The following is an 18,476-nucleotide window of genomic DNA, read 5'->3' on the forward strand; positions in this document are numbered from 1 at the left end:
CGTCCTGACCAACACCGTCATGATCCTGGGCATGGCGGCGGTCACCGTCTTCGTGAAGGCGGCGCTGTTCGTGCTGGGCGACCGGGTGGTCTTCCCGCCGCTGCTGAAGCAGGCGCTGGGCTTCGTCCCGGTGACGGTGCTGACCGCCATCATCGTGCCGATGATCCTGTCGCCGAACGGCGAGGGGCTGGAGCTGACCTGGACGAACCCGCAGCTCGTCGGCGCGCTGGCCGCCGTGCTGGCCTGCGTGGTGACGGGCAAGCAGCTCCTCACCATCGCCGTGGCGCTGGGCGTCTTCTTCACCTGGCAGCTGGGTGTCCTCGCCTAGGGGGCGGGTGCGAAAGCCGGCGCCACTTTCCTGCCACAAACAGTGCATAGCCGTTCTGCCGCGGCGCGGTGGCGCGGGTGGGGGCGCATCCTGTATGGTCGCCCGATCGAAAGGGCTACCCAACCGAGTCCGTGATGACCAGACGCCTGCGCCTCGTTCCCGTCTCCCTCGCCGTGGCCTGCGCGGTGATGCTGACCGCCTGCCAGACGGGCGAACGGACCAACCGCGCGCCCGTGGTGCAGGGGACCGCCAGCGCCTCCCCGGCGGGATTCGACACCGTCTCCGGGGACTGGGAAACCGACAAGACCACTGCGTTGCGCTCGCAGCCGAGCAACAGCGCGCCCATCGTCGCGACCTTCCCGCCCAGCCAGCCCCTGAAGGTTCTGGGCCGCGCCCGCGGCACCGACTGGGTGGCTGTCCAGGCCGCGGGGTCGACCGCCTATGTGCGGATTCATCTGCTGCGCCTGCGCGGCAGCGCGCCCATCCAGACCGCCCGCGGCACGACGACCACCGTAGCCAAGCCGGAAGACAACGCCGGCCCCTCGATCAAGGCCGCCCCGCGCCGCAGGATCGAGGCGACGCCGATTTCGAACTGAGGCGGGGGGTGGTTTTGCCCCCTCCCTAACCCTCCCCCGCTTCGCAGGGGAGGGGACTGCCGCCGCTTCTCAGGATTCTCCCTCCCCTGCGGAGCGGGGGAGGGCCGGGGAGGGGGCAATGATGACTTCGGCTCTCAGAACTCCTTCCAGTCGTCATCCTCGCTGACGTTGCGCTTGAGCGCGGCGCCCGAATGAGCCACCGCGCGGGCCGCCGGCTTGGTCGCAGCGCGGGCCGGACGGGTCGCTGGCGCGACGTGCCGCGGAGCCGCAGCGGTGGTCGCAACCGCGACCGACACGGCCACCGGCACGGCCCGCGGGTCCAGCTTGAAGAAGCCGATCAACCCCTTCAGGTCGTTGGCCTGACCGGCCATGGCCTGAGCGGCGGCGGTGGTTTCCTCGACGAGCGCGGCGTTCTTCTGGGTCATCTCGTCCATCTGCGAGACGGTGGCGTTGATCTCGTCGAGCGCCGCCGCCTGCTCGGACGAGGCCGAGGCCATCTCGGCGATCAGCCCGGCGACCTGCTGGACGCCCGACACGATGCCCTCCAGCGCGTCGCCGGCCTTCTTGACCAGCTCCACACCGTCCTTCACCTGGCTGTCGCTGTCGAGGATCAGGCCCTTGATCTCCTTGGACGCCTGGGCGGAGCGCTGGGCGAGGTTGCGCACCTCCTGCGCCACCACGGCGAAGCCGCGCCCGGCGTCGCCGGCCCGCGCCGCCTCCACCGCCGCGTTCAGCGCCAGCAGGTTGGTCTGGAAGGCGATTTCGTCGATCACCCCGATGATGTCGGTGATCTTGCGGCTCGACGCCTCGATGCGCTTCATCGCGTCGATGGCCGAGTCCGCCACCGTGCCGCCGGACTCCGCGGCGGTGCGGGCGTCGGCGGCCATGCCGTTGGCGCGCTGGGCGTTGTCGGCGTTGGAGCGCACGGTCGCCCCCAGCTCCTCCATGCTCGCCGCCGTCTCCTCCAGCGAGGAGGCCTGCTGCTCCGTCCGCTCCGCAAGGTCGGAGGAGCCGATGGAGACCTCGCCCGCCGCCGAGGCGATGGTGTCCGCCGCCTGGGTGATCTGGCCGACGATCTCCGACAGCTTGGCGGAGGTGGCGTTGACGTCGGTCTTCAGCGTCTGGAAGGCCCCTTCATAGTCGCGCTGCACCCGCTTGTTGAGGTCGCCCTGGGCGAGCGCGCTGAGCACCGCGCCGAGGTCGGCGATGACCGCCTCCACCGTGTCGGTCAGGCGGTTGATGCCCGCCGACATGGTCTTGTAGAAGCCGTCCTTGCCGGTCAGGTCGAGGCGGCGCGACAGGTCGCCCTTCGACACGCCGTCGATCAGCGCGGCGATCTCCTCGCCGATCGCCGCCTCGCGGGCGCGCTGCGCCTCGTCGGCCCGGCGCTCGGCCTCCAGGCGGGCGCGCTCGGCCTCGTCCATCGCCTTCTTCTGGATGGCGTTGTCCTTGAACACCTGCACCGCCTGGGCCATCTGCCCGATCTCGTCGCCGCGGTCGAGGCCGGGAACGGCGACGTCCAGCTTGTCGGCGGCGAGGTCGTGCATGGTCGCGCTCATCGCCCGCACCGCGCCCATCTGGCGGCGGACCAGGAAGAAGCTGACCAGACCGAAGGCCAGCGTGACCAGCGGCGCCACCACCAGGATGGTGCGCTCCACCTCGTCCACCACCCTCATCACGTCGGCCCGCTTCAGCCCGACGAACAGCACGCCGACCACCGAGCCGGAGGCGTCGAGCAGCGGATCGTAGGAGGTGAAGTAGCGCTCGCCCAGGATGTCGGCCTCGCCGCGGTAGGGCTTGCGCTGCGTGATGACGCTGTCGAAGACCGGCCCGGCGCCCAGCTTGGTGCCGTTGGCCCGGCTGCCGTCGGGGTTCTGCACGGTGGTGGCGACGCGGGTGTCGCCGCGGAACACCGTGGCCGCACCGCCGGTCAGCTCGCGGAGCTGGTCGACCATGCGGGTGTCGCCGTCGACCCGCACCGATCCGATGTAGAGCGCGCCGTCGCGCAGGCTGTAGTCGGCGCCGTTCTGCTTCAGCAGCATATGGGCCAGCGCCATGCTGCGCTCCCGCTGCTCCTGCGCGGAGGCGGCGCTGCGGTCGCTCAGCACCTGGTTGGAGGCCAGAGTCAGCACGATGGCCAGGATGAACAGCCCCAGCACGTTCAGCAGGGACAGTTTGGCGGTCAGGGAGAGGTTTTTCAGCACGTTCGGCCCTATGCGGCAATCGCTCCGCAGCCCTCGCCAACGGAGATAGACAATAAGTCTAATACGGCTTTATCCGTTCGTCCGCGTGCAATTTTTCGGAGACCGATTCCCGCTTCGCGTGTGGAAACCGCTCCGGCGGAGCGCCATGCAGCCGGCGCACGGCCCGTCTTCCTTGGTTGGCGCGGCAAGTGGCCCTAGTTTAGGGCAGCCGCTTCTGGCAACCGACCCCTTTCCCGGACCCTTCCATGCGCCGCCGCACCAGCAACCCCAGCCCGGCCCCCTCCTACGCGGAAGCCGCGTCCAGCACCGGCGACATGGCGGCGCTGCGCTCGCTCGTCCCCTATCTGTGGCCGCGGGATTCCTTCGAGACGAAGCTGCGCGTGGTGGTGGCGCTGGTCCTGCTGGTCGGCGCCAAGGTGGCGAACGTCTGGGTGCCGATCTTCTACAAACGGGCGGTGGACGCCCTGTCGCCGGGCGACGCCGGGGCGCTGGTGACGATCCCGCTGGGCCTGATCGTCGCCTATGGTCTGGCGCGGGTGATGTCGCTGGTCTTCGCGGAGCTGCGCGACGCGGTGTTCGCCAACGTCGCCCAGCGCACGATCCGCAAGGTCGCCCTGTCGGTCTTCCAGCATCTGCACGCTTTGTCGCTGCGCTTCCATCTGGAGCGGCAGACCGGCGGCCTGACCCGCTCGCTGGAGCGCGGCACCCGCGCCATCGAGACGCTGCTGCGCTACGCCCTGTTCTCCATCGTGCCGACGCTGGTCGAGATCACGCTGGTCTGCGTGATCCTGTGGCGGATGTTCGACGGCTGGTTCGCGTTGGCGACCTTCGCCACGGTGGGCAGCTACATCGCCTACACCTTCTTCGTGTCGGAATGGCGCATCCAGTTCCGCCGCGCCATGAACGAGACCGACAACAAGGCCAACACCAAGGCGGTGGACAGCCTGCTGAACTACGAGACCGTCAAGTATTTCGGCAACGAGGGGCACGAGGCCCGGCGCTACGACCAGGCGCTGGCCTCCTACGAGCAGGCGGCGGTCAAGAGCCAGCGCAGCCTGTCGCTGCTGAACATCGGCCAGTCGGCGATCATCTCGCTGGGGCTGGCGGTGGTCATGGGCATGGCGGCGCGCGGCATCGTCAACGGCACGATGACGCTGGGCGACTTCGTGCTGGTGAACACCTACCTGCTCCAGCTCTACCAGCCGCTGAACTTCTTCGGGGTGGTGTACCGCGAGATCAAGCAGGCGCTGATCGACGTGGAATCGATGGTGACGCTGCTGTCCGTGGACCGCGAGGTGGCCGACCGGCCCGGCGCGCCCCCGCTGGCCATCACGGGGGGCGAGCTGCGCTTCGACGGGGTCGAGTTCGGCTACGACCCGCGGCGCCCGATCCTCAAGGGGGTGAGCTTCACCGTGCCCGCCGGGCGGACGGTGGCCATTGTCGGGCCGTCCGGGGCGGGCAAATCGACCATCGGACGGCTGCTGTTCCGCTTCTACGATGTGTCGGGTGGCGGCATCCTGATCGACGGGCAGGACATCCGGGAGGTGACCCAGCAATCGCTGCGCGGCGCCATCGGCATCGTCCCGCAGGACACGGTCCTGTTCAACGACACGGTCTATTACAACATCGCCTACGGCCGCCCCGGCGCCAGCCCAGCGGAGGTCGAGCAGGCGGCCCGGCTGGCCCACATCCACAACTTCATCATGGCGCTACCCGACGGCTACGAGACCACGGTGGGGGAGCGCGGGCTGAAGCTGTCCGGCGGCGAGAAGCAGCGCGTCGCCATCGCCCGGACCATCCTGAAGAACCCGGCGATCCTGCTGTTCGACGAGGCGACCTCGGCGCTCGACACCCACACCGAGCGGGAGATCCAGGCCAACCTGCGCGAGGTCAGCCGGGGCCGCACCACGCTGGTCATCGCGCACCGGCTGTCCACCGTGATCGACGCCGACGAGATCCTGGTGATGGAGGCCGGGCGTGTGATCGAACGGGGACGCCACATGGAACTGCTGTCGCGCGGCGGCGCCTATGCCGCATTGTGGGCGCGGCAGCAGGAATCCTCCCAGGGGCCGGAACCGGTTCCGGAAGTCCTTGCTCCCACCTGAGCCCCTTCCCACCTCATCCCATCATCACGACGGAGCATCCCTTTGGGACCGGTACGGCAGGCGCTGCGCGAGGCGACCCGCGACATTCATGAACGGCTCGACCGGGCGGTGGTCCTGCGACCGCTGACCAGCCCGTCCATCACGGTGGACGAGTACCGCGACGCCCTGATCGCCCTGCACGGCTTCAACGCTCCCATCGAACGGGCGCTGGGCGAACGGGCGCTGGGCGAGGGGGCCGAGCGGCTGGACCTGCTGCGCGCCGATCTGGCCGATCTGGGGGTGGACGCGGACGCCCTGCCGGTGGCCGGGTCGCTGCCGGCGTTGGACAGCCTGCCGGCGCGGCTGGCGGCGCGCTATGTGCTGGACGGCTCCGCCCATGGCGGGCGGGCGATGCTGCCCAACGTCACCCGCGCGCTGGGCTTCGACGCCACGCGCGGGGCGCGCTTCCTGGCCTCGGCCGGGATCGACATGGCCGGCCGGTGGAAGGCGCTGCTCGCCCGGCTGGAAAGCGATCTGGACGCGCCCGAGTCGGCGCAGGCCGCCTGTGCCACGGCGGTCGCCCTGTTCGCCGCGCTGGAGGTCTGGCTGGACGGTCTGGTTCCGAAGACGGCGTGACGCTCATCGAAGCCGGTGGATCGACGCAGCGGATCGACGCGGGGGCTTCACCGCGCCCGCCGCGCCCGCTAGGTTCCCTGCATGACCACCGCCCCCGCCCTCAACACCCCCGCCGCGCTCGCCAACGCGGTGCTGCGGGGTGACCGCCGCGCGCTCGCCCGCGCCATCACGCTGATCGAATCGACCCGGCGCGACCACCGCGCCCAGGCCGACGCCCTGCTGGAAACGCTGCTGCCCCACACCGGCAATTCGGTGCGGGTGGGCATTTCCGGCGTGCCGGGGGTGGGCAAGTCGACCTTCATCGAGGCGTTCGGGCAGCACGTCATCGCGGGCGGGCACAAGGTGGCGGTTCTGGCCATCGACCCGTCGTCGCAGCGCACCGGCGGTTCCATCCTGGGCGACAAGACCCGCATGGTGGACCTGTCGCGCGAACCGAACGCCTTCATCCGCCCATCGCCCGCCGGCGCCACGCTGGGCGGCGTGGCCCGCCGCACGCGCGAGGCCATGCTGGTCTGCGAGGCGGCGGGCTTCGACGTGATCGTCGTGGAGACGGTGGGCGTCGGCCAGTCGGAGACGGCGGTGGCCGACATGGTCGACCTGTTCATGCTGCTGCTGCTGCCCGCCGGGGGCGACGAGCTTCAGGGCATCAAGAAGGGCATCGTCGAACTGGCCGACCTCGTGGTCGTCAACAAGGCGGACGGCGACCTCGCCAACACGGCGCGGCATACCGTCGCGGACTACCGCCACGCCCTGACCCTGCTGCGCCACGGCGACTGGCGCGTGCCGGTGCTGAGCTGCTCGGCCATCACCAGGGCCGGCATCGATTCGGTGTGGGACACCATCGGGGAGCACAAGGCGATCACCGAGGCGTCCGGCGTCCGCGCCACGCGCCGCGCCGAGCAGGCGCGCGCTTGGCTGTGGAGCGAGATCCGCGAGACGCTGGTGGACGCCTTCAGGGCGCATCCCGCGGTGCGCGCCGACCTGTCCGCGCTGGAATCCCGTGTGACCGGCGGCGCCGTCACCCCCACCGCCGCCGCACGCATTCTTCTTGAAAAGTTCCTCGGACGCTCGGTGGAGTAGGTCCTTTCGGGTATGCTGCACCGCAACATTTCTTGTTGCGCCGCGATTCTCCCGTGCCTATGGTGACATGGGCGGGAAAGGAGCGTCTTCGCGGCGCTTGGGCGAGAGGTTTGCCCGCAGTCTCCTGGGGTATGAGCCGGAGTTGACTTGTCCGACACCGCCTCCGCGTCGAGTCGTCAACGGGAGACCTTAGGACATGGCCGCCAACTTTCTGGACCTTTTCGAACGCTTCAATCCCCTCGCCCTGTCGCCGCTGGGCAAGGCGAACGCCGAGACCTACGCCGCCCGCGGCACGCGCGTCGCCGGCGTGGTGCAGGACGGCTACCGCCGTCTGCTCGACGGCGTGACCGCCGGCATCGGCGAGACGACCCACCTCGCCGGCGAACTCGCCAAGGTGCGCAGCCCGGCGGACCTCGTCGCCGTGCAGCGCGAATGGGCGACCGTCGCCCAGGCCCGGGTCGTCAACCAAGTGCAGACCGTCCTCGACGTCTCCTCGAAGATCGCCGCCGAGTTGGGCGTCAGCCCGGTGACCCTGTCGCCGGCCGCCCCGGCGCCCAAGGTCGCTCCGGTCGCCGCCCCGGTCGCGGCGCCGGTTCCCACCCCGAAGGCGGAGGCCCCGAAGGTCGCAGCGCCCAAGGCTGAGGAGAAGAAGGCCGAGGTGAAGGCCGAGCCGGCCCCCGCCCCGGCGCCGAAGAAGGCTCCGGCGGCCCGCAAGGCCGCTCCGGCCAAGGCCGCCGCTCCCAAGGCTGCCCCGAAGGCCGAGGCGCCCGCTCCGAAGGCGGAGCCGGTGAAGGCCGAAACGCCGAAGGTCGAGGCGGCTGCCGCCCCGGCGCCCAAGGCGGAGGAGAAGAAGGCCGACGTGAAGGCTGACGCGAAGGCTGACGTGAAGGCCGCTCCGAAGGTCGAGGAAAAGAAGACGGACGTGAAGGCGGAGGCCCCCAAGGCCGAGGCCACCAAGGCGGAAGCGCCGAAGCCGGAAACGCCCAAGGCCGCCCCGAAGGCCGAGGAGAAGAAGGCCGCCGCTCCCGCCGCCCAGTGATTCACCGGATCGCGGTCCCCGCCGGCCCGGGGACCGTCGATCGGCGCGCGCCCGTCTCTTCCTTCCTTGACGGGCGCGCGCTTGTTCGACTATAACGCCGCCTCCTTCGGGCGGAATGCTGCCCGGGACCGGGTTTCATTTGCTAAAATAAAGGATCAGTCCGATGGCACGTCGGTGCTCCGTGACCGGTAAGGGCACGCAGTTTGGCAACAACGTCAGCCACGCCAACAACAAGACCCGCCGCCGTTTCCAGCCGAACCTGCAGGAAACCGCGCTGCTGAGCGACGCTCTGGGTCAGATGGTGCGCCTGCGTATCTCCACCAACGCGATCCGTTCGATCGAGCACAAGGGCGGCCTCGACGCCTTCCTGCTCGACGCGAAGGACGACGTCCTCAGCCTGGAAGCGCGCCGCCTGAAGCGCCGCATCGCCAAGGCCCAGGACAAGCAGCAGGCCGCCGCGGCCTGAGGCTGACCGCCTGGAGGCGCCGGAGCGCGTCCAGGCGATTCTGGTGACGTCACCGCGGGGCGGCAAACTCCGCGGTCGGGTGCTGAACCCCACACCAGGACGACTCCGACTCTCGGTTGCACCGAACCCCGGTTGAGAGTGCCGCGCGCATCGCCGAAAGGCGTTGCGCGCGTTTTGTCGTGTCCGGACAACGAGTCTAGAACGACCGCTGCACGCCCAGCAGCAGGCGGTAGCGCGGCGAATCGGGGCCGAACCCGACGCCGACACCGGCACCCACGGCGAGGTTCTCGCCGATGAGATGGCGGACGCCGGCCTCCACGAAATTGTCGGCCTTGCCGCGCTCCTCCGACTGCTCGCGCACCACGTCGAAGGCCACGGCGGTGGCGGGGCCGATCGGAGCGTTCATCCCGGCGGCCATGATGAAGCGGTTGTCGCGCTCGCCCGGTTCCGGATCGAACCGATGCCGCCAGGACAGGTTGGCGTGCAGGCGCGGCGCGCTGGCGGCGGTGCCGAGCGGCTGGGTCAGACGCCCGGTGATCCCGGCCTCGGTCGTCTTGCTCCCCGACCCGTAGGGGATGCTGACCAGCGGCTCCACCGACAGGCCCAGCCGTCCTTCCGACGGTTCGCGGATGTTGTATTCGGCGGATAGCCCGACGTCGCCCCGCTGCGCGTCGTCGGCGTTGCCCACGCGGTAGCCGGGGTTGAGCTTCAGCGCCAGGCCGTCGGCGACGCCGACCTGGAGTTCCGGATCGAAGGACAGGCGGTTGCGCCCGCCGTCCCCCTTCAGCCGCTCGAAGAAGGCGCGGACCTTGACGTCGACGCTGCCCTTCTCGATGGCGGCGGCGTCCTCGACGGTGACCGGCAGTTCCGACGACAGCGCCAAGCGCTTGTCGTCCTGCGCGCGGGCGGTCCCGACGGATGCGAGCAGCCCGGCGGCGAGGGTGAGGCCCGCGAGGGCGGCGTGGCGCATGTCTGTTTCCCCGACCGGTGGCGTTCCCGAAGGCGTTTGCCGAACAACAGCCGGGCGGGGCGAACGGGCCGCGGCGGGGAGGGGGTTACTCCACCGAGTCGGGGTCCTCGGCGTCCACCACCCGCCGGGCGATGTCGTAGGCGAAGCCGGCGCGGCCCAGCGCCGCCAGATCCTTGTCGCGGAACTCCGCGCGCTTTTCCGGCAGGCGGTAGGGGCCGAGCCGGCGGCGGCGGGCCAGCGCCAGGGCGGCGGTCAGGTTCAGGTCGCCCTCCACCTCCTCGTCCAGCGACTCCAGCGCGCGGTCGGCCTCGTCGCGGCCGATGCCCTTGGCCGACAGCTTCTCGCGGATGGCGCGGGTCGAGGTGCCGCGGCGGTGCAGGCTGGCCGCGCGCATCTCCGCGTAGGCCGCGTCGTTGAGCAGGCCGCTGCGCAGGTAGCGGGCGATCAGGTCCTCGATCCAGCGCGCCCCCTCCGCCGGGTCGGTGCCGTGGGCCTGGGCGGAGCGCTCGACCTTGCGCATCAGCACGCGGCGCAGGCTGGCCGAGGAGCTGGCGAAGCGCTGGAGATAGTGCAGGGCCGCGTTCTCCAGATACTGGGCGGTGACACGGCGCGGCGGCTTGCGGGCCGGCGGCTGGTCGCGGGTCATGGCTGTCTCCCGTCCGGGGGCGGTTGCCGGAACGGGCGGCGCGCCCTAAAGTCCGGTCCATTCCTGTGAATCGTGGTGCGATGACTCATCCTCTCCCTCCCATGCCCCGCCAGGTCGGCGCCGTCAACTGGGTCGGCCTGTGGACCCTTTACGCGCGCGAGGTGCGCCGGTTCCTGAAGGTGCACCAGCAGACCGTCTGGGCGCCCGTGGTCACCACCCTGCTGTTCTACGCCGTCTTCGCGCTGGCGCTGGGCGGTGCGGTGCGGATGATCGGCACGGTGCCCTACCTGGAATTCCTGGCCCCCGGCCTGATCATGATGGCGATGGCCCAGAACGCCTTCGCCAACACCTCCTCCTCCGTGGTGATCGCGAAGGTCCAGGGCAACATCGTCGACATCCTGATGCCGCCGATGGCCCCGCTGGAGCTGGCCTTCGGCTTCGTCATGGGCGGGGTGACGCGCGGCCTGCTGGTCGGGCTGGTCACCGGTCTGGCGATCTGGGCCTTCGTCCCGGTGCGCATCGCCCATCCGGAGTTCGTGATCTTCCACGCCCTGATGGCCTCCATGCTGCTGTCGCTGCTCGGGCTGGTCGGCGGCATCTGGTCGGAGAAGTTCGACAACATCGCGGCGGTGACCAACTTCGTGGTGACGCCGCTGTCCTTCCTGTCCGGCACCTTCTATTCGGTGGAGACGCTGCCGCCGGTCTTCTGGTGGATCGCCCATGTCGACCCGTTCTTCTACATGATCGACGGCTTCCGCTACGGCTTCATCGGGCGGTCGGACGGCACGCTGGGGATCGGGATACTCGTCATGCTGGCGGTCAACGGCGGCCTGTGGTGGCTGGCTTGGCGCATGCTGAAGACGGGCTACAAGCTGAAGGCGTAAATCCGCCCGGATCCGGCCGAATTCAGCCGGTCGGCGTAGCCAATCCGTTGACAGCGTGAAGTGACATCTTGATATTCGACGGTTCCCGGCGGGCGAGGGTGTCCGCCGGGCTTTCCTCATTCGGAGGTTTTCGCTGTGATTCCGGTCGTCATGCCCACATATGCCCGCGCCGACATCGTGTTCGAGCGCGGCGAAGGTCCGTATCTGTACGCGACCGACGGGCGACGATTCCTCGACTTCGCCGCCGGTGTGGCGGTGAACGTCCTCGGCCACGCGAATCCCTATCTGGTCGAGGCGCTGACCGCCCAGGCCCACAAGCTCTGGCACACCTCCAACCTGTTCCGCGTCGCCGGGCAGGAGAGCCTTGCCAAGCGGCTGACCGAGGCGACCTTCGCCGACACCGTGTTCTTCACGAACTCGGGCGCCGAGGCGTGGGAATGCGGCGCCAAGCTGATCCGCAAATACCATTATGAGAAGGGCGACAAGGCCCGCACCCGCATCATCACCTTCGAGCAGGCCTTCCACGGCCGCACGCTGGCGGCGGTGTCGGCGGCGCAGCAGGAGAAGCTGATCAAGGGCTTCGGCCCTCTGCTCGACGGTTTCGACCTCGTGCCCTTCGGCGACCTGGAGGCGGTGCGCGCCGCCATCACCGACCGCACCGCGGCCATCTGCCTGGAGCCGATCCAGGGCGAGGGCGGCATCCGCGCCGGCTCGGTGGAGTTCCTGCGCGGCCTGCGCGAGCTGTGCGACCAGCACGGGCTGCTGCTGTTCCTGGACGAGATCCAGTGCGGCATGGGCCGCACCGGCAAGCTGTTCGCCCATGAATGGGCCGGCATCACGCCGGACGTCATGGCGGTGGCCAAGGGCATCGGCGGCGGCTTCCCGCTGGGCGCCTGCCTCGCGACGGAAAAGGCCGCGTCGGGCATGACGGCCGGCACCCACGGCTCGACCTACGGCGGCAATCCGCTGGCCACCGCGGTCGGCAACGCCGTGCTGGACAAGGTGCTGGAGCCCGGCTTCCTCGACCATGTGCAGCGCATCGGCGGCCTGCTCCAGGACCGTCTGGCCGGGCTGGTGGCCGAGAACCCGTCGGTCTTCAAGGGCGTGCGCGGCAAGGGGCTGATGCTCGGCCTCGCCTGCGGCCCGGCGGTCGGCGATGTGGTGGCGAAGCTGCGCGCCAACGGCCTGCTGTCCGTTCCGGCCGGTGACAACGTGGTCCGGCTGCTGCCGCCGCTGAACATCGGCGAAGCCGAGGTCGAGGAGGCCGTGGCCATCCTCGCCAAGACCGCCAAGGAGCTGGTGTGATGTCCGCCGTCCGTCATTTCCTCGACATCGACCGGCTGGACAAGGCGACCCTGCGCCAGATCCTGGACATGGCCGCGACCATCAAGAAGGACATCCCGGCCTACCGCTCGCTGTTCGCGGGCCGCACGCTGGCGATGATCTTCGAGAAGCCGTCCACCCGCACCCGCGTCTCCTTCGAGGTGGGCATGCGCCAGCTCGGCGGCGACGTGGTGGTGCTGAAGCCCGACGACATGCAGCTCGGCCGCGGCGAGACCATCGGCGACACCGCCCGCGTGCTGTCCCGCTACGTGGACGCGGTGATGGTCCGCACCATGGGCGAGGAGCGCGTGCACGAGCTGGCCGAGTTCGCCTCGGTGCCGATCATCAACGGCCTGACCGACCAGTCGCACCCCTGCCAGATCATGGCCGACGTGATGACCTTCGAGGAGCATCGCGGCCCCATCGAAGGGCGCACGGTGGCCTGGATCGGTGACGTGAACAACGTGGCGGTGAGCTGGGTCCATGTCGCGGTGCGCCTCGGCGTGGAGATCCGCCTCGGCTGCCCGGAGATCTACGGCCCGGCGCCGGAGCTGCTCGACTGGGTGAAGCGCGAGGGCGGGCGGATCACCGTCACGACCTCGCCGGAGGAGGCCGTGCGCGGCGCCGACTGCGTGGTCACCGACGCCTGGGCCTCCATGCACAACACCGACGTGGACGAGCGGGCGGCGATCCTGACGCCCTATCAGGTCAACGAGGCGTTGATGGCGCTCGCCGCCCCCGACGCCCTGTTCATGCACTGCCTGCCCGCCCACCGCGGGGAGGAGGTGACCGATGGGGTGATCGATGGCCGCCACTCGGTCGTCTGGGACGAGGCGGAAAATCGCCTGCACGCCCAGAAGGCCATACTGGCATGGTGCCTCGGCGCCACTATCTAAGAGCACTTGGGGCTGAGAGCCCTTGGAATTGGAGTCATGGCCCGGCGCCGCCCCCCGCGATGAGCGGGATGGCGGCGCCGGGCCATGGCCTGTCGTAACTTCGAGGACATCATGGACGATCCTTCCGTCCAACCGATCACCGACGATCTCGTTCTGCCTTTCCAGATCGAGGCGTCGCGCCTGCGCGGCCGCATGGTGAAGCTGGGCCCCGCGCTGGACGAAATCCTGACCCGCCACGCCTATCCGGAGCCGGTCGCCCGCTTCCTGGCCGAGACGATGACGCTCGCCATGCTGCTGTCCAGCATGCTGAAGTACGACGGCATCTTCACGCTCCAGACCAAGGGCGACGGGCCGGTCCGGCTGATGGTGGCGGACATCACCTCGGTCGGCGACATCCGCGCCTACGCCCAGTTCGACGAGGAAGCGCTGGCCAAGGCCGGCGACGACGTGGCCATCGCCCCGGCGCCGGCCCTGCTCGGCAAGGGCCACATCGCCTTCACCGTGGACCAGGGGCCGAACACCGAGCGCTACCAGGGCATCGTCGAGCTGTACGGCAAGACGCTGGCCGACTGCGTGCAGCACTATTTCCGCCAGTCGGAGCAGATCGACACCGGCCTGACCGTGTCGGTGGACCAGGAGACCCTGCCGGACGGCAGCAAGGGCGCCTGGCGGGCCGGCGGCATCATGATCCAGCGCCTGCCACAGGACGCCACGGAGAAGGTGCTCGGCTCCGGCGACGAGGACGCGTGGCGCCGCGCCATGGTCCTGCTGTCCAGCACCACCGGTGACGAGCTTCTCGACCCCGACCTGCCGGCCCGCGACCTGCTGTTCCGCCTGTTCCACGAGGACGGCGTGCGGGTGTGGCAGCCCAAGGCCCTGCGCTTCGGCTGCCGCTGCTCGCGCGAGCGGGTGTCGGACATGCTGTCCAGCCTGCCGCGGGACGAGGTGCAGAGCCTGAAGATCGACGACGGACGCGTCGAGGTGGTCTGCCAGTTCTGCTCCACCGCCTACCACTTCGACGACGCGGACCTCGACCGGGTCTACGGGACGGCGAAGTAGGGGGCTCCAGGTTCCGGATGCGCTAATGAGGCGGCGCGGCTATAGTGCCGCGCCGTTTTTCCGTCTCACCGGAGCGATCATGCCCACCCGCCGTTTCGTTCTCGCCGCCGCTCTCGCCACCGTGGCCCTGACGGCCTGCCAGAGCACGCCGCCGCGTCCGGCGGCCCGGCCCATCGACTACTCCAACTTCGGCCCGATCGTCCTGAACGCGGGCGGCGTCGACGTGGTGGACGCCCACCGGCCGGCCGGCACCACCGTCGACCAGCGCATTCCCCTGCCGCCCGCCGAGGCGGTGCGCCGCTGGGCCAACGAGCGGCTCCAGGCCGCCGGCGGGCCGGGCCGCGTCCGCGTCACCATCCGCGACGCCAGCATCGTCGAGGTCCAGCTTCCCAAGACCGGCGGGGTGAAGGGCTATTTCACCAACGATCAGGCCCAGCGCTACGACGGCCGGATCGAGGTCGAGGTCAGCGGCGAATTGCCCGGCGAGACGACCTTCCGCGGCATGACCAAGGCGACGGTGACCCAGTCCACCACGGTGCCGGAGAACATCTCGGTGGCCGACCGCGAGGCGACCTTGCAGGACCTCGTCCGCCGCATGATGGACGATCTGAACGCCCGGCTGGACGCCGGCATCCGCAAGGATCTGGCGCCGATGGTGCGGCGGTAGGGTTCGGCGGCAGGGGAGGTCTTGCCCCCTCCCTGGCCCTCCCCCGCTTTGCAGGGGAGGGGACATTACTCCCTCTCCTGCGTCAGCGGGGGAGGGAAGGGGCCCGCGGCGAAGCCGTGGGAAGGGTGGGGGCAACCACCTTCAACAACCCTGCAAACACAAAAAGGGCCGCCCCATTGGGCGGCCCTTTCCGTTCCGATCCGTCCGGAACCGCTTAGTAGCGGTAGTGGTCCGGCTTGAACGGGCCTTCGACCTTCACGCCGATGTACTCGGCCTGCTTGGCCGACAGCGTGGTCAGCTTGGCGCCGATCTTGTCCAGATGCAGGCGGGCGACCTTCTCGTCCAGATGCTTCGGCAGGACGTAGACCTTGTTCTCGTAGCTGGCGGCGTTGGTCCACAGCTCGATCTGGGCCAGCACCTGGTTGGTGAAGCTGGCGCTCATCACGAAGCTCGGGTGGCCGGTGGCGCAGCCCAGGTTCACCAGGCGGCCCTGGGCCAGGACGATCAGGCGCTTGCCGTCGGGGAAGACGACCTCGTCAACCTGCGGCTTGACCTCTTCCCACTTGTAGTTGCGAAGAGCCTCGATCTGGATCTCGCTGTCGAAGTGGCCGATGTTGCAGACGATGGCGCGGTCCTTCATCTGGCGCATGTGGTCCAGCGTGATGACGTCCACGTTGCCGGTCGCGGTGACGAAGATGTCGCCCTGCGGAGCGGCCTCGTCCATCGTGACGACCTGATAGCCTTCCATGGCGGCCTGGAGCGCGGTGATCGGGTCGATCTCCGTCACCAGGACGCGCGCGCCCTGCGAGCGCAGCGAGGCAGCCGAACCCTTGCCCACATCGCCGTAGCCGGCGACCACGGCGACCTTGCCGGCCACCATCACGTCGGTGGCGCGCTTGATGCCGTCGACCAGCGACTCGCGGCAGCCGTAGAGGTTGTCGAACTTCGACTTGGTGACGCTGTCGTTCACGTTGATGGCCGGAACCTTCAGCGTGCCCTTCTTCATCATCTCATAGAGACGGTGGACGCCGGTGGTGGTCTCCTCCGACAGGCCGCGGACCTCGGCCAGCATCTCCGGATACTTGTCGTGCATGATCTGGGTGACGTCGCCGCCGTCGTCCAGGATCATGTTCGGGGTCCAGCCATCGGGACCGCGCAGGGTCTGCTCGATGCACCACCAGAACTCCTCCTCCGTCTCGCCCTTCCAGGCGAAGACCGGGATGCCGGCGGCGGCGATGGCGGCGGCGGCCTGGTCCTGGGTCGAGAAGATGTTGCAGGACGACCAGCGGACGGTCGCGCCGAGAGCGGTCAGCGTCTCGATCAGCACGGCGGTCTGGATGGTCATGTGCAGGCAGCCAACGATGCGGGCGCCGGCCAGCGGCTTCGTCTCGCCGAACTCCGCGCGCAGCGCCATCAGGCCGGGCATCTCGGTCTCGGCGATGGTGATTTCCTTGCGGCCCCACTCGGCGAGGCTGATGTCCTTGACCTTGTAGTCGGTGAAGTTGGCGGGCGCGGCCATCGGGGGGTCTCCTGGGCGGCTGTTTGCGGGACAGCAATGGTTCGGGGCGGGCGCACCGGCCCGCTCGTGAGGGTGGTGTAGCAGCGCCACCCGGCCCCCGCAAGCATAAAGATATCTTTATGTTTGCGGGGTCTATCGTCCGGCGGCGTCCGCTTCGTCCCGGCGGACCTTTTTGCCGGAGGCCGGCGTTCCCATAACCGGTCTGCGACGGACGGGAGGCATGGGACGGGCGATGGCGCTGGCAGGATTGAGGGCACCCGGCTTCTGGACGAGGCTCGGCCGGCACGAGTTGAGGCTTCTCGTCGGCATGGCGGTCAGCGCCGGGCTGATCCTGGCCTTCGCCCTGCTGGCCGGCGAGGTGATCGAGGGCGAGACCGCGGCCTTCGACCGCGCGGTGCTGATGGCGCTGCGGGTGGCCGGCGATCCGGCGACGCCGCTGGGGCCGCCCTGGCTTCACAACGCGGCGCGCGACGTCACGGCGCTGGGAAGCATCACCGTGCTGTCGCTGATCACCGCGGTGACGGTGGGGTTTCTGCTGCTCCAGGGGAAGCGCGGGGCGTCGCTCCTGGTGCTGCTGTCGGTCGGCGGCGGCATGGCGATCAGCGGCCTGCTGAAGAACCAGATCGGACGGGAGCGCCCGGACATCGTTCCCCACGGCGACATCGTCTTCACCGCCAGCTTCCCCAGCGGCCATTCGCTGCTGTCGGCGGTCGTCTTCCTGACGCTGGGCGCCATGCTGGCCCGCTTCGTCGAGCGCCGGCGGCAGAAGGCCTATGTGCTCGTCGTGGCGATGGCGGTGACGTTGCTGGTCGGGTGCAGCCGCGTCTATCTGGGCGTCCATTGGCCGACCGATGTCCTGGCGGGCTGGTGCGTCGGGGCGGGCTGGGCCACGCTGTGCTGGCTCATCGCCCTGTGGCTGCAAAGACGCGGTGCGGTCGAACCGGAGGATGAAGCCGGACCGGTGCCGGATCGCACTTGACCCCACCGGTCCTCAGCCGATATTTCGGGTGATCCCGCCGATCAACCCACAGCATGTCGATGCGCGAAGGCAGTTTGGACCGTGATACCTTGCAAGCCGTCGGCGTGCTGAAGCGCGCCGTGGACGAGGCGCGGGTGCCCGGCGTGCTGGAGTTCCGCCTGCTCTCCAGCGCGCTGAGCCGCACGCTGGAAACGGAAGACCTGCATGAACTGAACGAGGCCAAACGCGTTTACGAGACGCTGGACGGCGAATGCCGGACGCTGGTCGTGGAGCGCGCCACCAGCCTCGCCCATGCCGAGGCCGCCGAGCGGCGGGCGCCGCATGAGGAGGTGGAGGCCAAGGTTGTGCCCATTGCCGCGGCGAAGCCGCAGCCGCCGGCATCACCGGCTGTGGGGCTGCCTTCGGGACCGCCGCCCGGCCTTCGCGGCGGCAGGACGATGCGTCCGGCCACCGGTTTCCTGGCGGCGCTGAACGGCGTGCGCTCCGCCTCCCGGAGCCAGCCGCCGGGCCAAGGGACGGAGGACGGGACGCCTGACAGCCGGGCCACCGCGAAGTCGCGGTTGATGGCAGCGGTGGAGGAGCGGCGCGAGAGCGACCAGGGCGCGCGGTTCCGGTCCGGCGGTCCGGTGCCGGACAGCGATTGACCGAGATGAGGATGATCAGAGAATGACAGCGTTCAGGGTCGGGGATCAGGTGACGATCCACAACAGCCAGACCGGCCCGGAGAGGATCGCCACCGTCGATGCCTTCACCGAGGGCAACCGCTGCATGGTGCTGTCCGACGGCACCAAATGGCGGGCGGACGGCCAGCGCCAGTGGCGCGTCGGCAGCGGCTACTACAAGGGGCCGGTGGTCGAGCGGACGCGGCCCGGTGACATCGAGATCGTGACCCGGCGCCGCGCCATCGGCGTGATCCGCAAGTTCGCCCAGGACCTGAACATGGACAGCCCCCTGGACGCGGCGGCGCTGACCCGCATCGTCGAGCGGATCCAGGCGGAGCAGGCCGCGGCCCCCAAGCCCGCGGAGTCCGAGGACTAAGGACCACAAGCCCCCGGCCCCCTCCTCCGAGCGAAAGGGGAGGGGCGTGCGTGTTGCATCGG

The 18,476-nt window shown here is 69.7% G+C and carries 19 protein-coding genes; 15 read left to right on the forward strand and 4 right to left on the reverse strand.

Annotation, left to right across the window (positions count from 1 at the left end; all coding sequences use genetic code 11):
• Nucleotides 1-4: 4 nt before the first annotated feature.
• Both D3869_RS20105 and D3869_RS20110 read left to right on the forward strand, forming a co-directional pair.
• Entirely contained in the window at nucleotides 5-328 is a 324-nt protein-coding gene (locus D3869_RS20105) for an AzlD domain-containing protein (RefSeq protein WP_088123940.1), read from the forward strand.
• 134 nt (nucleotides 329-462) lie between these two features.
• Nucleotides 463-924 carry an SH3 domain-containing protein gene (locus tag D3869_RS20110; protein ID WP_137141608.1) on the forward strand — a complete coding sequence of 154 codons (462 nt, stop codon included), beginning with the start codon at nucleotides 463-465 and terminating at the stop codon, nucleotides 922-924.
• 134 nt (nucleotides 925-1,058) lie between these two features.
• Here D3869_RS20110 and D3869_RS20115 read toward each other — a convergent pair whose 3' ends face one another.
• Nucleotides 1,059-3,128 (reverse strand): methyl-accepting chemotaxis protein, encoded by a 2,070-nt coding sequence (locus D3869_RS20115; RefSeq protein ID WP_137141609.1) that lies wholly within the window; start codon nucleotides 3,126-3,128, stop codon nucleotides 1,059-1,061.
• Between the two features lie 245 nt (nucleotides 3,129-3,373).
• On the opposite strand from D3869_RS20115, the gene D3869_RS20120 reads away from it, so the two are divergent.
• From D3869_RS20120 to rpmB, 5 genes are all read left to right on the forward strand, one after another.
• Nucleotides 3,374-5,233 (forward strand): ABCB family ABC transporter ATP-binding protein/permease, encoded by a 1,860-nt coding sequence (locus tag D3869_RS20120; RefSeq protein ID WP_094306498.1) that lies wholly within the window; start codon nucleotides 3,374-3,376, stop codon nucleotides 5,231-5,233.
• 42 nt (nucleotides 5,234-5,275) lie between these two features.
• A complete protein-coding gene (locus D3869_RS20125) occupies nucleotides 5,276-5,848 on the forward strand; it encodes a biliverdin-producing heme oxygenase (protein ID WP_137141610.1) in 573 nt (190 codons plus the stop codon).
• Between the two features lie 81 nt (nucleotides 5,849-5,929).
• Complete coding sequence (gene meaB, locus D3869_RS20130) at nucleotides 5,930-6,928, forward strand: methylmalonyl Co-A mutase-associated GTPase MeaB (RefSeq protein ID WP_137141611.1); 999 nt, start codon at nucleotides 5,930-5,932, stop codon at nucleotides 6,926-6,928.
• Nucleotides 6,929-7,124: 196 nt separating this feature from the next.
• Complete coding sequence (locus D3869_RS20135; protein WP_137141612.1) at nucleotides 7,125-7,967, forward strand: phasin family protein; 843 nt, start codon at nucleotides 7,125-7,127, stop codon at nucleotides 7,965-7,967.
• A 163-nt stretch (nucleotides 7,968-8,130) separates the two neighbouring features.
• On the forward strand, nucleotides 8,131-8,433 hold the full coding sequence (gene rpmB / locus D3869_RS20140) for a 50S ribosomal protein L28 (protein ID WP_094306502.1): 303 nt from the start codon (nucleotides 8,131-8,133) through the stop codon (nucleotides 8,431-8,433).
• 196 nt (nucleotides 8,434-8,629) lie between these two features.
• On the opposite strand, the gene D3869_RS20145 is transcribed toward rpmB, so the two are convergent.
• Both D3869_RS20145 and D3869_RS20150 read right to left on the reverse strand, forming a co-directional pair.
• Nucleotides 8,630-9,403, reverse strand: coding sequence for a hypothetical protein (locus D3869_RS20145; RefSeq protein WP_247895802.1), 774 nt, complete (start codon nucleotides 9,401-9,403; stop codon nucleotides 8,630-8,632).
• An 85-nt stretch (nucleotides 9,404-9,488) separates the two neighbouring features.
• Nucleotides 9,489-10,049 carry a regulatory protein RecX gene (locus tag D3869_RS20150; RefSeq protein ID WP_137141613.1) on the reverse strand — a complete coding sequence of 187 codons (561 nt, stop codon included), beginning with the start codon at nucleotides 10,047-10,049 and terminating at the stop codon, nucleotides 9,489-9,491.
• A gap of 80 nt (nucleotides 10,050-10,129) precedes the next feature.
• Here D3869_RS20150 and D3869_RS20155 point away from each other — a divergent pair, with 80 nt between their 5' ends.
• The 5 genes from D3869_RS20155 to D3869_RS20175 all read left to right on the forward strand — a co-directional run bounded on the left by D3869_RS20155 (nucleotide 10,130) and on the right by D3869_RS20175 (nucleotide 14,878).
• Complete coding sequence (locus tag D3869_RS20155; protein ID WP_094306504.1) at nucleotides 10,130-10,933, forward strand: ABC transporter permease; 804 nt, start codon at nucleotides 10,130-10,132, stop codon at nucleotides 10,931-10,933.
• A 150-nt stretch (nucleotides 10,934-11,083) separates the two neighbouring features.
• Nucleotides 11,084-12,238, forward strand: coding sequence for an aspartate aminotransferase family protein (locus D3869_RS20160; RefSeq protein ID WP_137141614.1), 1,155 nt, complete (start codon nucleotides 11,084-11,086; stop codon nucleotides 12,236-12,238).
• A complete protein-coding gene (argF, locus tag D3869_RS20165) occupies nucleotides 12,238-13,152 on the forward strand; it encodes an ornithine carbamoyltransferase (RefSeq protein WP_137141615.1) in 915 nt (304 codons plus the stop codon). The genes D3869_RS20160 and argF overlap by 1 nt, the downstream gene beginning before the upstream one ends.
• 111 nt (nucleotides 13,153-13,263) lie before the next feature.
• Nucleotides 13,264-14,211, forward strand: a complete 948-nt coding sequence (locus tag D3869_RS20170; RefSeq protein WP_247895803.1) for an Hsp33 family molecular chaperone — start codon at nucleotides 13,264-13,266, stop codon at nucleotides 14,209-14,211.
• 79 nt (nucleotides 14,212-14,290) lie between these two features.
• On the forward strand, nucleotides 14,291-14,878 hold the full coding sequence (locus tag D3869_RS20175) for a hypothetical protein (RefSeq protein WP_137141617.1): 588 nt from the start codon (nucleotides 14,291-14,293) through the stop codon (nucleotides 14,876-14,878).
• A 214-nt stretch (nucleotides 14,879-15,092) separates the two neighbouring features.
• Here the strand turns inward: D3869_RS20175 and ahcY are convergent, their stop codons facing one another.
• The gene (ahcY, locus tag D3869_RS20180) at nucleotides 15,093-16,397 is read right to left on the reverse strand and encodes an adenosylhomocysteinase (protein WP_137104541.1); all 1,305 of its coding nucleotides are present in this window, start codon (nucleotides 16,395-16,397) and stop codon (nucleotides 15,093-15,095) included.
• 220 nt (nucleotides 16,398-16,617) lie between these two features.
• On the opposite strand from ahcY, the gene D3869_RS20185 reads away from it, so the two are divergent.
• From D3869_RS20185 to D3869_RS20195, 3 genes are all read left to right on the forward strand, one after another.
• A complete protein-coding gene (locus D3869_RS20185; protein WP_137141618.1) occupies nucleotides 16,618-17,376 on the forward strand; it encodes a phosphatase PAP2 family protein in 759 nt (252 codons plus the stop codon).
• Nucleotides 17,377-17,465: 89 nt separating this feature from the next.
• Complete coding sequence (locus D3869_RS20190; RefSeq protein ID WP_247895804.1) at nucleotides 17,466-18,020, forward strand: hypothetical protein; 555 nt, start codon at nucleotides 17,466-17,468, stop codon at nucleotides 18,018-18,020.
• 22 nt (nucleotides 18,021-18,042) lie between these two features.
• Nucleotides 18,043-18,414, forward strand: a complete 372-nt coding sequence (locus D3869_RS20195) for a hypothetical protein (protein ID WP_137141620.1) — start codon at nucleotides 18,043-18,045, stop codon at nucleotides 18,412-18,414.
• Nucleotides 18,415-18,476 lie beyond the last annotated feature (62 nt).

Origin of the sequence: Azospirillum brasilense (assembly GCF_005222205.1) — a bacterium.
In the GTDB taxonomy this organism is placed as follows: Bacteria; Pseudomonadota; Alphaproteobacteria; order Azospirillales; family Azospirillaceae; genus Azospirillum; species Azospirillum brasilense_G.